This is a genomic window from Bacillus sp. FSL W7-1354, assembly GCF_038002405.1.
Classification (GTDB): Bacteria; Bacillota; Bacilli; order Bacillales; family Bacillaceae; genus Bacillus; species Bacillus paralicheniformis.
In genome coordinates this window covers 2606153-2620792 of the sequence record NZ_JBBOCL010000001.1, presented here as the reverse complement: position 1 = coordinate 2620792, position 14640 = coordinate 2606153, and the positions used below count along the sequence as shown (strand labels likewise).

Here is a 14640-nt window from a genome sequence, read left to right as displayed (position 1 = left end):
GGAGACAGTGAATCATGAAAATCGTCAAACCACAACCTTTCACATTTAAAGGCGGAAAAAAAGCCGTCCTGCTGCTGCACGGATTTACCGGCAACACGGCGGACGTGAGAATGCTCGGAAGATATTTGAATGAAAAAGGCTACACATGCCATGCGCCCCAATATAAAGGCCACGGCGTGCCTCCGGAAGAACTTCTTTCTACAGGGCCGGAAGACTGGTGGAAAGATGTCATGAACGGGTATGAATATTTGAAATCGGAAGGGTATGAACAAATCGCCGCTTGCGGTCTGTCTCTCGGAGGGGTTTTTTCATTGAAATTGGGTTACACTGTACCCATAAAGGGAATTGTTCCAATGTGCGCGCCGATGTATATCAAAAGCGAAGAGACGATGTACGAGGGTGTGCTTGAGTATGCACGCAATTATAAGAAATTTGAAGGCAAGACAGCGGAACAGATTGACGCTGAGATGGAAGAATTCAAAAAAACGCCGATGAACACGTTGAAAGCACTGCAGGATTTGATTGCCGATGTCAGAGAGCATGTGGACATGATCTATTCGCCTACATTTGTCGTGCAGGCGCGCCACGATCATATGATTAATACGGACAGCGCGAACATCATCTACAATGAAGTTGAAACGGATGATAAGCAGCTGAAATGGTATGAAGAATCCGGTCATGCCATCACATTGGATAAAGAACGCGAAGCACTGCACAAGGATGTGTATCAATTTTTAGAAACGCTGGATTGGCAGACATAAGGAGGTCTGGTTAGTGGAAAAAGAAGAATTTATGGATAAGCTTCTCTCCTTTATGAAAGAAGAAGCGTATAAACCTCTTACAGTTCAGGAACTGGAAGAGATGCTGGAAATCACCGATTCGGACGAATACAAAGAGCTTGTCAAAGCTCTTGTAACCCTTGAAGAAAAAGGGCTTGTCGTCAGAACGAGAAGCAACCGCTACGGTTTGCCCGAAAAAATGAATTTGATCAAAGGGAAGGTGTCGGCGCACGCGAAAGGCTTCGCGTTTGTTCTCCCCGAAGATTCCTCGCTTGACGATGTCTTCATTCCGCCGTCTGAGTTGAATACGGCAATGAACGGAGATACCGTGCTTGTCCGCCTGAGTACGGAGTCCGGAGGTACAAAAAAAGAAGGGGCCATCATCCGCATCATTGAGCGCAGCATTCAGAAGATTGTCGGCACGTATACAGAGACGAAAAACTTCGGCTTCGTCATTCCCGACGATAAAAAAATCACGAATGACATCTTTATTCCGAAGCACGCCAAAAACGGCGCCGTCGAGGGGCACAAAGTCGTCGTCCGCCTGACAAGCTATCCTGAAGGCCGGATGAGTGCGGAAGGGGAAGTTATCGAGATTCTCGGCCACAAAAACGACCCCGGCATCGATATCCTTTCCATCATTCATAAGCATGGCCTCCCGGGAGACTTTCCGGCTGAGGCGATGGAACAAGCCGGCAATACGCCTGATACAATCGATGAAAAAGATCTTGAAGGCAGACGGGATCTGCGCGATCAAACGATCGTCACGATCGACGGCGCAGATGCCAAAGACTTGGATGATGCCGTTACCGTCACAAAACTCAAAAACGGCCATTATAAACTCGGCGTCCACATTGCCGATGTCAGCCATTATGTCACAGAAGGGTCTCCGATTGACCAGGAAGCATATGAACGCGGCACGAGCGTCTATCTTGTCGACCGGGTGATTCCGATGATCCCGCACAGGCTGTCGAATGGAATCTGCTCCTTAAATCCGAAGGTTGACCGGCTGACTTTGTCGTGCGAAATGCTCATTAATCCTCAAGGGCAAGTCGTCGAACACGAAATTTTTCAAAGTGTCATTAAAACGACCGAGCGGATGACTTATTCTGACGTGAACAAGATTTTAGTCGATGACGATGAAGAGCTGAAGCAGAAATATGAGGCGCTTGTCCCGATGTTCAAAGACATGGAAGACTTGGCTGCGATTCTGCGCGGCAAGCGGATGGAACGCGGTGCCGTCGACTTTGACTTTAAGGAAGCGAAGGTACTCGTCGACGAAGAAGGAAAAGCGAAGGACGTCGTCTTGAGAGAACGGTCGACAGCAGAAAAGCTGATCGAAGAATTTATGCTAGTCGCCAATGAAACGGTCGCCGAGCACTTTCATTGGATGAATGTTCCGTTTATTTACCGGATTCACGAAGATCCGGATCAAGAAAAGCTCCAGAGATTTCTTGAGTTCGTTACGACATTCGGCTATGTCGTCAAAGGGACGGCCGGAAGCATCCATCCGAAAGCGCTGCAAAGCGTGCTTGAAGAAGTCAGGGATCGTCCTGAAGAAGCCGTAATTTCAACGGTTATGCTCAGATCGATGAAGCAGGCGAAATACGATCCGCAAAGCCTCGGACACTTCGGCTTGTCGACTGAATTCTACACCCATTTCACGTCACCGATTCGCCGCTACCCTGACTTGATCGTCCACAGGCTGATCAGGACGTATTTGATTCAGGGCAAGACAGACGAAGCGACAAGGGAGAAATGGGCCGAAAAACTGCCTGAGATCGCCGAGCATACGTCAAATATGGAACGCAATGCCGTAGATGCCGAGCGGGAAACGGATGATTTGAAAAAAACCGAATTTATGCTGGATAAGATCGGTGAAGAATTTGACGGTGTGATCAGTTCCGTTACGAACTTCGGCATGTTTGTCGAGCTGCCGAACACGATCGAAGGGCTTGTCCACGTCAGCTTTATGACGGACGATTTTTACCGTTATGATGAACAGCACTATGCCATGATCGGCGAGCGTACGGGCAACGTCTACCGGATCGGCGATGAGATTACGGTCCGCGTCGTTGACGTCAATAAAGACGAGCGGAACATCGATTTTGAAATCGTCGGCATGAAAGGCTCCCGCCGCCGGCAGAAACCGGAGCAAAAACAGAAAAAGGGTCCTAAAAAGGATGCTCCATCGGCTGACAAAGGGGAATGGTTCACCAAGCCGAAAAAGAAAAAAGTAAAGAAAAAACGCGGTTTTCAAAACGCGCCGAAACAAAAACGCAAGAAAAAGAAAAAATAGACGGCACACGTCAAAAAAAGGGCGGCGAAATTGTAAGGCGAACGTTCATTTGATAGAATAATACGTATTCGCCGCCCTTTTGAATGTGAGATTGAAGGCGGGAGGAGGTTGCCGTATGCCAAAGGGAGAAGGGAAGGTTGTTTCCCAAAATAAAAAAGCAAATCATGATTATTTTATAGAAGAAACATACGAAACAGGCATCGTGCTTCAAGGTACGGAAATCAAGTCCATTCGCGCCGGACGGGTGAATTTAAAGGACGCGTTCGCCAAAATTGAGCGCGGGGAAGTGTTCCTTCACAATATGCACATCAGCCCGTATGAGCAGGGGAACCGCTACAACCATGATCCGTTGCGGACGAGAAAGCTTTTGATGCACCGCAAGCAGATCAACAAATTGATCGGTTTGACGAAAGAGCAGGGATACTCGCTCGTACCGCTCAAGATTTATTTGAAGAACGGTTTTGCGAAAGTGCTGCTCGGACTCGGAAAAGGGAAGAAGAAATTCGACAAACGCGAAGACTTAAAGCGCAAAGACGCCAAACGTGAAATCGAAAGAGCATTCCGCGACAGGCAAAAAGGCTTGATCTAAAGCCGGAACCCATGTTATCCTATATGAACGTGATCACAGACATTACCATTTGGAATTGACGCGTGATCTTGTTATAATAGTGATGCAGCCAGTTATCCGACTTCCTTTTCATCCAAGGGGACGTTACGGATTCGACAGGGACGGATCGAGCTTGAGTTGCGAGCCGAGAGGCGATCTCGTAAAAACGCACCTAAATATAACTGGCAAATCTAACCAGAACTTAGCACTAGCTGCCTAATTAGCGCAGCGAGCTCTTGCCCGCATCGCCTATGTGCCGGTTAAGAGCCCATAACGAAGTAGGCTACGCTTGCGCTCCCGTCTGAGAGCGCAGGAAGAGACTTATCAGACTAGCTTTCCGAGGGCCTGCCCGCAGGCACGAAGATGAGCGAAACTAAATATGCAGGGCTACGCTCGTAGACGCTGAAGCAATCGACGTTTCTGGACGTGGGTTCGACTCCCACCGTCTCCACCATACATATGATGGTGGTTTTTTTGTTTTTGGGGGAGTTTTGATGTTTGTGCAAGAGCCTTTGAAAGGCTTAATGAACATGTATGGCGGGTCATCGGTCCTCATATTGCAGCGGAAAAAAAAAAGCTTTCCTCGAGCGACAAAAAATCATCCTACACGCTGCCTGCGGGCATCTTTAAGATAAAAAGCCCACTCATGAAAGGAACGGCCGTTCGGCGGATTCAAGAGGCTTTAGCTGCCCTCTATTTCTATCCATACAAAGAGGCAAAGAATAACGACATAGAAATGGCTGCTGCGGGCCGAAAACGGCGAACGCGGTCAAACGGTTCCAGCTGATGTACGAGTTGTCTGCGGATGGTATTTACGGACCGAAAACGAAAGCAAAACTTGAATCACTACTGAAGTAATACAAAAAGGCCTCTAATAAGGGCCTTCTTATCTCCATCTCCAATTTATTTCATTATCATTTTCGTAAATCCCTGGAAGGGATATACCAACCTTTTTTTGCTTTTCATCAATAATAAACCAATTTTCATCATCTAACCATTCTTCACTATACTGTTCAATGGCAAAAGGGTCATCCTCGTTTACTACAGCCTTAAAGAAATCTTTGAACTTTTCCATGTTTTCATTAGGAATGATTGTTCCATACATCCAGACACCTTCAACAGTAGCGCCTTTTATTTCACCCAAGCATTCATTTTTATAATATAGAAGCATATTTATCACTCCTTCGGATGTACTTTGATAAATTGTTTTGGAACTTCACCTTTTACAAAGTATTCAGTGTCTCTTTGAGTCCATTTTAAAGCTTTGTTTTTCCAGTATTCAGACTGTCGAGTATCATTTTTGATTAACCTTTCGATTTGTTTAGGAGATAAAATTACAATATCCTTCACTTCACCAGACCTGATGGCTTTACGGAGAGCAGATATGTCGAGTTCTATTGTATTTTCACCGTATCCCTTTGCAACTTTTTGATTTATTGTAAAACTTGTATATGGGCTGTTGGATTTCCCGCCTTTTCTATATCCTCCAAGGACGTGCTCTGTTACAGTAACCTGACGACCTTGGTACATACCAGTTTTGTTGGCAGGTACAAGATTACCGGTTTCAGGGGAAATATGAGACTTGCCTATGCCGTTTGGTCTTTTAGGCTCATAAGGAAAGTCTTCACCTCTGTAAAGATTAGTGGCCCTACCGTTATGTGAGTTTACACTCAGCACTTTTCCGGCTTTCTGCATACCGAAAGGTGCTATCATTGCGATTGCACGATTTAGGCTATCCTGTCGCTGTTCATCCGAAATCTTATTTCCGAGCATATCCCGTCCGGTGATGGTTTCGCTGAAGCCATTAGCCGCGGCCAGTCCATATAGGCCTTTTTCAGAGTTTTTCAGAGCGTGGAAGGTTTTCGGGGTTTTGTAAGCAGCCAGAGCTTTGTCTACAGTTGTGACTGCTTTTTCGGCCTTGTACATGCTGTATACACCTTTGATCCCTTTTGCACCTTTGCCTAACCAGCCGACAACCGGGATATAGCCGGCCGCACCCATCGCTCCGGCGGCGACTCGCTGGCCATCCGTTAATTTCTCGCCTGTGATCGGGTCAATCCCTTCAGCAGCTCTTTTATAATCATAGTACCCGCTGATTTCTCCTAAAAATGTTCCACCAGCATCAAGCGTTTTTAAATACCAAGGCTTGTTTGCTTCTTCTTCTTGTTTTTCCTGCAGTTGCCGGGCTTCGGCTTGTTCGCTTTTGGAGTCGATGTAATTAGTGGCCTGTTTTTCAACTTCCATCGTATTCTTGTAGATTTCACTGGAATGAAACGACTTCAAACTAAAATGCATCGGAGCCGCACTTTTTCCATGGCTTGTTGCTTCCATTAGACCGGAATACTTAGCGAGCACTGTATTGTCAAGAGCTTCTAAATTTGAGTATTCGGTTTTTAACGATTCGTCAAGCTTGTTGACAGCATCGATCGTGTTCTGGCGAGTTTCTTGTGCCTTGCCCATTTTATCAATATAGTCATCTAGCGTCCAATTATCCAAGTCAACAATATCGCTTACGCTGGCGATGATCTTATCCATTTCCAGCTTGAGCCCTGAGACGATTTCCGTTGCTTTCAAATCCGCATTTTTCAGCTCATGATCCAGAAAGGAGACTTCCACATATGAATTGGACAGCTTTTGATCTTTAATATCGCCGGAAACCCCTTTAAAAAAAGCGATCTGTGCATCGACAAGCTTGAGCCAACTATCAACGATCTCGGCCTGTCCTCTAAAGAAGTCTTTGATGTTGTCCGCGCCTTTTCCCTCAAAGTCATCACCTAAATCAGCAACGCCCAGAAACGCTTTTTTCAGTGTTTGCAGTTGTTCTTCAAAGGCTTCATATTCTTTCTTACGTTTGTTCGCTGCTTCAATTAAAGAACTCGCTTCAAAGACTTTCATACGTCAAACCCTTTCAAAAGACTTATTCAGAAAAAAGTTTACCACTTTATAGAAAAGAATGGACAATAAATCCTGTGGTTCACTGAAAATGAATCATAATGAAGAGGAAGGAAGAAGGGTGGAGAAAATTAGGCTAAATCGTTCCAATGGTGCGTCAAATACTTGCAACCACTCAGGATCATAATTTTCAAATTCTATAAACTCGAGATTAAAGAACTGTTTTAAAACTTTTTTGACTTTCATCAATCTATTTTATTTTGAATGGTTTCTTGCCGATTGGTCATTAGTTATTATCAAGAAAATCAACTGCTATTCTGTCAACTAATAACTCTACGGGTTTACCTGCCAGATATTTATAATCATTAAAATATCCATTGTCATCATAAATTTTTATTCCTGCATCAATATAATCTTCATGTAGTATTCCGCGTATATAATATCTATAACTATCATCAATTCGTGCTAATTCTTTGATTTCCTTATCTAACTCAAGAAGGTCTGACTGATCTAAAATTGTGAAGCTAATAAAAACAGGATACTCTCTCCCTTCTTCAATGACATAGGGGCAAATAGTTGAAAATCCAGTGAATTCAAATCCGTTTATTTCAAGTGTAACCTCTTCCTCTATATGTGGGTGTAATTTTTTTAGTATTGCATTATTCATTACTATCAACCGCCTTTTATTTATCGACTGGATTCATTATAGGGACATTCTTATTATTAATGGTTTTCTAAAAATAGCATTCTCCTCTGATACATTTGGTTACAATCACTAAAGAATAAAGCTTCCTTTTACGAAATGAAAATGGATATACAAAAAAGAGAAATCCATCTTCTTAAGATTGCAATTTCAATTTTTTGGCCTGCCCATATGTAGTCACAAGCTCTCTGAAAGAATGAAGTTCATTTTCAAATGTGAAAAAGCGTTTCGGTATCAAAATCATCTGGCTGCTTGACGTTTTCATGAGGATGAGGCGTTTATATTCTGTTACTGCTGTCACTTCATACCATTGAAACAACGTATCGAAATTCTTAAATTGAATCTGAATTCCTTGTGGATTGATAGTGTAAGTTCTTTTACGTTTTAGCCGTTCATTTTTCCGATAGACAATTTGCATCCGGATATAAAAAAAACCAATTAAAAGTGAGGTTAATATTATTGAAAGTACAATCATGAGAAGTCCATTCAACAACAATTCGAGTGTTTCACTATGATAAACGGTAATCGGCATCTTCCCATCGACGGAAAACACCCAGACCAACAATAGAAAAATAAGAATAAAATAAAGGAATGCGTATTTTTTAAGCCAATAAAAAAAGAAGTATCTCATATCCTGTAATGTATATTCTCCCTCAAGAAAGACACTGTGTTGGATCATAAGTTTACTGCACCTCAAACCTGTTTTCCTTTAATTTTAGCATAAAGTTTCATTTATTTTCAGAAATTGGCTTTTCTTTGGAATCGGTATAGCAGAGGCACCGTGTAATCGACTTAGGGATCGCTAAAAAAGGATCAGAGGGTATTATGTCGAACTTTGATTGTATATACATTCGAAGGAGCTGACCAAAAGGAGGTCTACCATGCTCATCATTGAATCGCTAATAGGATACGTTTGTTTCTTTACTGTTAATGCCATTTATGATACATACATCAAAAAAGCCAAGACTCCGTTTGGACACTTGGCTTTGATTTCGCTTGTTCAGACTGCGATTGCTTTAAGTCTTTTCTTTATTTTCTCCTGATTATAAGAGGTTGCCGCTTTCCTCAGCGGCACTCAGCTTTTCGGTCATTCCTCCGGATTCAGCTCGCTTGTCAAGTCGCCGCCCGTTCCTTAAAAAATCCAAAACATGATGATTTATAATATCTCCGCTTTTCCGTCTTCGGGGAAGCTGTAATGCTCCGCTGATTCAACTTAAACTCTTTTTCTTTCCGTGATTAAGAATCACCTCTAGGCAACGTACGGATGTCTATAAAACAACCCTATTTTCTTTTAGAAAAATGAAATTAGTTCATAAGAATCAATTTTAGATTATGAAAAAGAAATGATAAAAGACACTTAATATGCTTAAAAAATTATGGTAAGTTTTTGAAGGTGCTAAATGTAAAAGTTTGTATGATCAACGCTTATGCAAAACGGTTATTAAATATGAACTACAGGAGGGGATGCGGAGAAAGAAGAGCAAAGCGCCGGCAGATAAATCACCGGTCAGGTTATTGCGGTTGGCCAAGATTCTGAACGCGTTCTTCCGGAAGAGGGCTAGGCCCGGCTTCGCGAAGGAATAGAGCTATGAAAGAAGCTGCTTCAAGATTAGAAATCGTCCCAAAGCCGGATCGCACTTTCCAAAGACAGGGGCTTCTGCCGGAAAAATCGGCAACTCGCCTGATTTTATAGATAAAAGGAGGATGTTGGTCATGAAAATGAAGTGCGGTGCATGTTTATTGGTTCTTGTGCTATTCATGAGCTGTATACCTGGGAAATCTGTACTTGCTGCCAGCACAACCATTGCAAAACATGTAGGGAATTCTAACCCGCTTATAGACCATCATTTAGGAGCGGATCCCTTTGCGCTGACCTATAACGGAAGAGTCTACATCTATATGTCCAGTGACGATTATGAATATAACAGCAACGGAACGATTAAGGATAATTCATTTGCCAATTTGAACAAAGTGTTCGTCATCTCTTCAGCGGATATGGTGAACTGGACAGATCACGGAGCCATTCCGGTGGCAGGTGCCAACGGGGCTAATGGCGGTCGGGGGATTGCGAAATGGGCAGGCGCGTCCTGGGCCCCGTCAGTTGCAGTTAAAAAGATAAATGGTAAGGATAAATTCTTCCTTTACTTTGCAAACGGCGGCGGAGGTATCGGGGTCCTCACCGCAGACAGCCCGACCGGGCCGTGGACAGATCCGATCGGAAAAGCGTTGGTTACAACAAGTACACCGGGAATGTTCGGCGTTGTTTGGCTATTTGATCCGGCAGTGTTCGTAGATGACGACGGCACCGGTTATCTGTATGCCGGCGGAGGCATCCCTGGCGGTTCAAATCCAACGCAGGAGCAATGGGCAAATCCTAAAACAGCACGAGTCATAAAATTGGGGACCGATATGACGAGCGTTGTTGGAAGCGCGTCTGTGATTGATGCGCCTTTCATGTTTGAAGACTCGGGAATTCATAAACATAACGGAAAATATTACTATTCCTATTGCATCAATTTCAGCGGTGCGCACCCGGCCAATATACCACCGGGTGAAATCGGCTACATGACCAGCTCAAGTCCCATGGGGCCCTTTACGTATAGAGGGCATTTCCTGAAAAATCCGGGTGCATTCTTCGGGGCTGGCGGAAACAACCATCATGCTGTTTTCAATTTTAAAAACGAGTGGTATGTGGTGTACCATGCTCAAACTGTCAGTTTCGCTTTGTTCGGAGCCGGCAAAGGATACCGTTCTCCCCATATCAATAAGCTGGTCCATCTTGCAGACGGGTCCATTCAAGAGGTGGCGGCAAATTATAGGGGAGTGTCTCAGCTTGCCAATTTGAATCCGTATAACCGGGTAGAAGCTGAAACGTTTGCCTGGAATGGACGCATTTTGACGGAGAAATCCTCAGCACCCGGCGGACCGGAAAATAATCAAAACGTCACAAGCATTCATAACGGAGACTGGATTGCTGTAGGAAATGCTGACTTCGGCACGCGCGGAGCGAGGACATTTAAAGCCAATGTCGCTTCCACTGCAGGCGGTAAAATTGAAGTCCGTCTCGACAGTGTAACAGGTAAGCTTGTGGGAACTCTGAATGTACCTTCCACAGGCGGAGCGCAGACTTGGAGAGAAATAGAATCCACTGTGAGCGGCGCAACCGGTGTTCACAACGTCTATTTTGTATTTACCGGAAACAGTTCAGGCAACTTGTTTAATTTTGATTACTGGCAGTTTACACAAAATGAGCACCGGTAACAGCAAAAAGGTGGTCTCAGAGGGGTTTTCATATACCACAACAATGAGAGGATGAAAGCATGTGAAAAAAATAATTTGTGTATTGTTGGCATATGTAATGATGCTGTCGCTCATGTTAACCGGGCCTGCCGCTTCTGAAGTTTCAGCAGCCAGTGACGCAACAGTTCGTCTATCTGCAGAAAAACAAGTGATTCGCGGTTTTGGAGGGATGAATCACCCGGCTTGGATCGGGGATCTTACAGCAGCTCAAAGAGAAACCGCCTTTGGCAATGGACAGAATCAGTTAGGCTTTTCAATTTTAAGAATTCATGTTGATGAAAATAGAAACAATTGGTACAGAGAAGTGGAGACGGCAAAGAGTGCGATCAAACACGGAGCAATCGTTTTTGCTTCTCCCTGGAATCCGCCAAGCGATATGGTTGAGACTTTCAATCGGAATGGAGACACATCAGCTAAACGGCTGAGATACGATAAGTACGCCGCATACGCGAAGCATCTTAACGACTTTGTTACCTTCATGAAAAATAATGGCGTGAATCTGTATGCGATTTCCGTCCAAAACGAGCCTGATTACGCACACGACTGGACATGGTGGACACCGCAAGAAATACTTCGCTTTATGAAAGAGAACGCCGGCTCGATTAATGCCCGTGTCATCGCGCCTGAGTCGTTTCAATACTTAAAAAATATATCGGATCCGATTTTGAATGATCCGAAGGCGCTTGCCAATATGGATATTCTTGGCGCTCATCTTTATGGTACACAGCTTAACAATTTCGCTTATCCACTGTTCAAACAAAAAGGAGCAGGAAAAGATCTTTGGATGACGGAAGTATATTATCCGAACAGTGACAATAATTCTGCGGACCGCTGGCCTGAGGCATTGGATGTTTCGCACCATATTCACAATTCGATGGTAGAGGGAGATTTTCAGGCTTATGTATGGTGGTACATCCGCAGATCATACGGTCCTATGAAAGAAGACGGTACGATCAGCAAGCGCGGTTACAATATGGCTCATTTCTCGAAGTTTGTCCGTCCCGGTTATGTCAGGGTTGATGCGACAAAGAGCCCCGCTTCAAACGTTTACGTATCTGCCTATAAAGGTGACAACAAAGTCGTTATAGTTGCCATTAATAAAAACAACTCAGGGGTTAACCAAAACTTCGTTCTGCAGAATGGATCTGTTTCTCAAGTATCCAGATGGATCACGAGCAGCAGCAGCAACCTTCAACCTGGAACGAATCTCAATGTAACAGACAATCATTTTTGGGCGCATCTTCCGGCTCAGAGTGTGACAACATTTGTCGCTAACCTCCGCTAATATTAACGACGCCGCGCATGAAGCGGAGTTACAAGCCGCACAGTTCCGATATGCCGGGCTTAGCGGCCATTTAGTGAAAAGGCATACGAAAAATATTTAGTTCTCGCAATCCAGGGTGTATCTGTTAATGAGACAAAGAGGGTGCCGCCGCCGGCACCCTTTCTGTCGTTTTCGGTTTATTCCTTCGGAAACTTCACCTCCGGATATGACGGATTCGGCTTGCTGATCAAGCCGCCGCCGGTTTCTTTTAAATGCTTGTTGAAAAAATCCAAAACGTACCGGTTCACGATATCCGCGCTTCGTTCGCCGTCGATGTCGCCCGTCATGCCGAGCTGCTTCAAAAGTTTTGAATAAAGCTGCAAGTCGGTGAAGTTGTAATGCTCCGTTCCTTCAATATACACCATTGACGCTTGATCAATGATTTTGTATTCCTTTTTTCGTTCCTCAATCATCTTGTTGAATTCTTCTTTCGTTAAACCCGAATTTTTGATTTCTTCATCAGAAATTTTTCCGCTGAGCGCCTTGTCTTTAATGTTCATAAAGCTGCTCGATTCCATGAATAGAAACGGCTTTGAAATCGCCTGCTTGCCGTTGACATTGTACAGTGAACCGTCCATGTTGATTCCGGCTTTAATTTTGGGATTTGAATATGCGGCGTTAAACGCCGTGGCGCCGCCGAATGAGTGACCCATCATCCCGATGTTGTCCATATCGAGTTTTCCCTCAAAGGCATCGCGATTCAGCTGATCCAACTGGTTGATGACAAAGTCGGCGTCCTGCGTCCAAATGTTCCCGAGCTTGCTGCTGTTTTCGGAAACGCCGTTCATATATGGCTCGGTTGTTAAGCCTGTCACCCGTCCGTCTGGAAAAGCCGTTGCCATCGTGCTGAAAGTATGATCGATTGCCACTGCGACAAATCCATGGCTTGCCAGATGCTCGGCTTGGGAAGCGTGCAGCAGCCGGCTTGTTCCGAAGCCGTGGCTGATTACGACGACTGGATATCGGGCTTCAGCTGATGAAATCGCAACGTTTTCGTATGAGTTTGTTTTGATGTAGCGCCAATAGTCCAAAGCAAACGCGGGAAGGCCGAATCCATCTGCGAACTTCTCGATATATTCGTGAAATGTGCTTGCGTCTTCGGGAAAGAGAGGTGCCCGTTTCTGTCCATGCAAACCTTGGGCGGGGTACCATACTTGGATCATCAGTTCTCTTTTATCGTGCGGATTTTTTGTCAGCGTTTCTTCTCTGTCGCGGTCGGTCAAATGAAACGTCTTCGTCCCGACAGAATAAGCGCCGTCAGGCTTAGGCAAATCGAAGACGGGCAGGTATACAGACAGGAAGACGGAGATTGCCAGCATGGCGAATATTAGAACATACAAGCCATATTTCAGCGGCTTCCACATCTTGATTTGAAGCCTTTTACCGAAGATCGCGATAAAGGCGAGGGCGGCGGAGATCAGATAGATCAAAACCATTTGCCATCTGTATCCCTCAAAAAAAAGCTGTCCCGCCAACACGCCAATACTCGCAAATCCGGCTGCCGCCGCAAGTTTTCTCGGCATTTTTTGCTGAAACAGCATGACAAAAGACAGGAGTGTTAATAATATTTCGAAAGTTCTCATGATTTTCTCCCTTATGTAAGATGTTGGTGGTCTTATACATAACGAATGTGTGGTTTGATTGGTTGCAAAAATATTCCTTGTGCTGCATTAAAAAAACCGCCGGGTTACCCAGCGGTTGCAGCTTATGATGTTGTGGGTCGCTATCAGCTAGTTTTCCTTTATCTGTTTCACGTGAGCGACAATTCTGTCTCTCTCTGTTTCCTCCAATGTGTAAATCTTCGGAGAAAGAGGCACGTCAAACCCGTCGTGAGAGTGAAAAAAGTCAAAGAGCAGCGTCCCGGCAGGCTTTTCTTGCTGATCGGAGATGACAGCCCAAAACACCCGTGAGCGGCAGTCGTCAGCTCCCCATTTTTCCATGGACTGTCTAAAGTTTAAGCCTTTTCCGATGAAAAAATCACCTTTTCCCGCATCTTGAATCGTTGTAAAGCCGGACTGTTCGAGACTTTCAAATACAGGAGGCAGCAGGTGGTCCAAGTAGACGCCGTAAGTCGCGTCTTCCAATTCGGGAAACACCTTTAAAAGCGCTTCGCGATGATCTTCAAGCGTTTGTTTCCAATTGGCGGCGACATAGCTTTGCACCTGTTCGCCGATTTCTTTGATCGACATGTCGGGTCTAAAACGTACCTTATACAAGAACGAAAACCTCCTTTTGATTACTTGAAATCCATTATATAACATTCTCCTGCACAGTGGATTCTCAATATAAGAGCGAACCGGACCTCTGCCGTGGATAAAGGATTTTATCAATGGTAAAAAACGAAACGGCAATCATGATTTCCGCCGAAGAGGTCAGCAGAACGTCGTCCAGCAATTCGTCCGCTGTAAAAATCGCGGCCCATAAACATCCGATCGTGAGCATTTCGGCTGCAAAAAACGTGATCCGCCGATTGATGCCCAGCAGCTTCATACTGTGGATGAGCAGCTTTTCAGCCGGTTCCAGGACAAAGGTCAGTGCGGTATAACAAAGCGTAAACAAAAGCAGGGACCCGACAGTTTGGTAAAATGCGCCCGGCAGATGAAACAGGATCGAAATGCCGAGAAAGTGGGCGAAAAAAACGAACATTACCGATAAGCAGCAAATAACGAAATGTTTCATGATACAACTCCTTTTAAATATGTACACAGCAGCCGAAGGCCTGCAGGATATGTCTCC

General features: G+C 44.6%; 13 protein-coding genes, 1 other RNA gene and 1 pseudogene. 8 read left to right on the top strand and 7 right to left on the bottom strand.

The annotated features are described in order from the left end of the window. Window positions 1-14: 14 nt before the first annotated feature. The 5 genes and pseudogenes from MKZ04_RS13405 to MKZ04_RS13385 form a co-directional block, all read left to right on the top strand. Window positions 15-761, top strand: coding sequence for an alpha/beta hydrolase (locus tag MKZ04_RS13405; RefSeq protein ID WP_035337713.1), 747 nt, complete (start codon window positions 15-17; stop codon window positions 759-761). 13 nt (window positions 762-774) lie between these two features. Further along, entirely contained in the window at window positions 775-3078 is a 2304-nt protein-coding gene (gene rnr, locus MKZ04_RS13400; protein WP_020452983.1) for a ribonuclease R, read from the top strand. 115 nt (window positions 3079-3193) lie between these two features. Next, complete coding sequence (gene smpB, locus MKZ04_RS13395) at window positions 3194-3667, top strand: SsrA-binding protein SmpB (RefSeq protein WP_009329604.1); 474 nt, start codon at window positions 3194-3196, stop codon at window positions 3665-3667. Between the two features lie 116 nt (window positions 3668-3783). Further along, window positions 3784-4139: a transfer-messenger RNA gene (ssrA, locus tag MKZ04_RS13390) on the top strand. Between the two features lie 108 nt (window positions 4140-4247). Then, a pseudogene (locus MKZ04_RS13385) lies at window positions 4248-4543 on the top strand (peptidoglycan-binding domain-containing protein); the annotation flags it as partial. Window positions 4544-4571: 28 nt separating this feature from the next. On the opposite strand, the gene MKZ04_RS13380 reads toward MKZ04_RS13385, so the two are convergent. The 4 genes from MKZ04_RS13380 to MKZ04_RS13365 form a co-directional block, all read right to left on the bottom strand. Next, window positions 4572-4856 carry a hypothetical protein gene (locus MKZ04_RS13380; protein WP_003185302.1) on the bottom strand — a complete coding sequence of 95 codons (285 nt, stop codon included), beginning with the start codon at window positions 4854-4856 and terminating at the stop codon, window positions 4572-4574. Window positions 4857-4861: 5 nt separating this feature from the next. Next, window positions 4862-6580: a ribonuclease YeeF family protein gene (locus MKZ04_RS13375; RefSeq protein WP_020452982.1), complete on the bottom strand. Its 1719-nt coding sequence runs from the start codon at window positions 6578-6580 to the stop codon at window positions 4862-4864. Window positions 6581-6863: 283 nt separating this feature from the next. Further along, window positions 6864-7244, bottom strand: a complete 381-nt coding sequence (locus MKZ04_RS13370; protein ID WP_023856311.1) for a hypothetical protein — start codon at window positions 7242-7244, stop codon at window positions 6864-6866. A gap of 172 nt (window positions 7245-7416) precedes the next feature. Further along, entirely contained in the window at window positions 7417-7959 is a 543-nt protein-coding gene (locus tag MKZ04_RS13365; protein WP_020452980.1) for a YcxB family protein, read from the bottom strand. 202 nt (window positions 7960-8161) lie between these two features. Here MKZ04_RS13365 and MKZ04_RS13360 point away from each other — a divergent pair, with 202 nt between their 5' ends. The 3 genes from MKZ04_RS13360 to MKZ04_RS13350 all read left to right on the top strand — a co-directional run bounded on the left by MKZ04_RS13360 (window position 8162) and on the right by MKZ04_RS13350 (window position 11865). Then, window positions 8162-8323, top strand: a complete 162-nt coding sequence (locus tag MKZ04_RS13360) for a hypothetical protein (protein WP_153247050.1) — start codon at window positions 8162-8164, stop codon at window positions 8321-8323. Window positions 8324-8993: 670 nt separating this feature from the next. Then, on the top strand, window positions 8994-10541 hold the full coding sequence (locus MKZ04_RS13355; RefSeq protein WP_145646002.1) for a glycoside hydrolase family 43 protein: 1548 nt from the start codon (window positions 8994-8996) through the stop codon (window positions 10539-10541). Between the two features lie 100 nt (window positions 10542-10641). Beyond that, window positions 10642-11865, top strand: a complete 1224-nt coding sequence (locus MKZ04_RS13350; protein WP_105981375.1) for a glucuronoxylanase — start codon at window positions 10642-10644, stop codon at window positions 11863-11865. Between the two features lie 176 nt (window positions 11866-12041). Here the strand turns inward: MKZ04_RS13350 and MKZ04_RS13345 are convergent, their stop codons facing one another. The 3 genes from MKZ04_RS13345 to MKZ04_RS13335 form a co-directional block, all read right to left on the bottom strand. Beyond that, window positions 12042-13487 carry an alpha/beta hydrolase family protein gene (locus tag MKZ04_RS13345; protein ID WP_075212686.1) on the bottom strand — a complete coding sequence of 482 codons (1446 nt, stop codon included), beginning with the start codon at window positions 13485-13487 and terminating at the stop codon, window positions 12042-12044. Between the two features lie 147 nt (window positions 13488-13634). Continuing rightward, window positions 13635-14120, bottom strand: coding sequence for a DUF6022 family protein (locus tag MKZ04_RS13340; protein ID WP_341046123.1), 486 nt, complete (start codon window positions 14118-14120; stop codon window positions 13635-13637). A gap of 64 nt (window positions 14121-14184) precedes the next feature. Then, window positions 14185-14583 (bottom strand): YrvL family regulatory protein, encoded by a 399-nt coding sequence (locus MKZ04_RS13335; RefSeq protein ID WP_025810753.1) that lies wholly within the window; start codon window positions 14581-14583, stop codon window positions 14185-14187. Window positions 14584-14640: the final 57 nt, after the last annotated feature.

Coding starts and splice junctions, on each gene's coding strand:
- MKZ04_RS13405 (WP_035337713.1), top strand. CDS start 15: ATGAAAATCGTCAAACCACAACCTTTCACATTTAAAGGCGGAAAAAAA.
- smpB (WP_009329604.1), top strand. CDS start 3,194: ATGCCAAAGGGAGAAGGGAAGGTTGTTTCCCAAAATAAAAAAGCAAAT.
- MKZ04_RS13380 (WP_003185302.1), bottom strand. CDS start 4,856: ATGCTTCTATATTATAAAAATGAATGCTTGGGTGAAATAAAAGGCGCT.
- MKZ04_RS13375 (WP_020452982.1), bottom strand. CDS start 6,580: ATGAAAGTCTTTGAAGCGAGTTCTTTAATTGAAGCAGCGAACAAACGT.
- MKZ04_RS13370 (WP_023856311.1), bottom strand. CDS start 7,244: ATGAATAATGCAATACTAAAAAAATTACACCCACATATAGAGGAAGAG.
- MKZ04_RS13365 (WP_020452980.1), bottom strand. CDS start 7,959: ATGATCCAACACAGTGTCTTTCTTGAGGGAGAATATACATTACAGGAT.
- MKZ04_RS13360 (WP_153247050.1), top strand. CDS start 8,162: ATGCTCATCATTGAATCGCTAATAGGATACGTTTGTTTCTTTACTGTT.
- MKZ04_RS13355 (WP_145646002.1), top strand. CDS start 8,994: ATGAAAATGAAGTGCGGTGCATGTTTATTGGTTCTTGTGCTATTCATG.
- MKZ04_RS13350 (WP_105981375.1), top strand. CDS start 10,642: ATGCTGTCGCTCATGTTAACCGGGCCTGCCGCTTCTGAAGTTTCAGCA.
- MKZ04_RS13345 (WP_075212686.1), bottom strand. CDS start 13,487: ATGAGAACTTTCGAAATATTATTAACACTCCTGTCTTTTGTCATGCTG.
- MKZ04_RS13335 (WP_025810753.1), bottom strand. CDS start 14,583: ATGAAACATTTCGTTATTTGCTGCTTATCGGTAATGTTCGTTTTTTTC.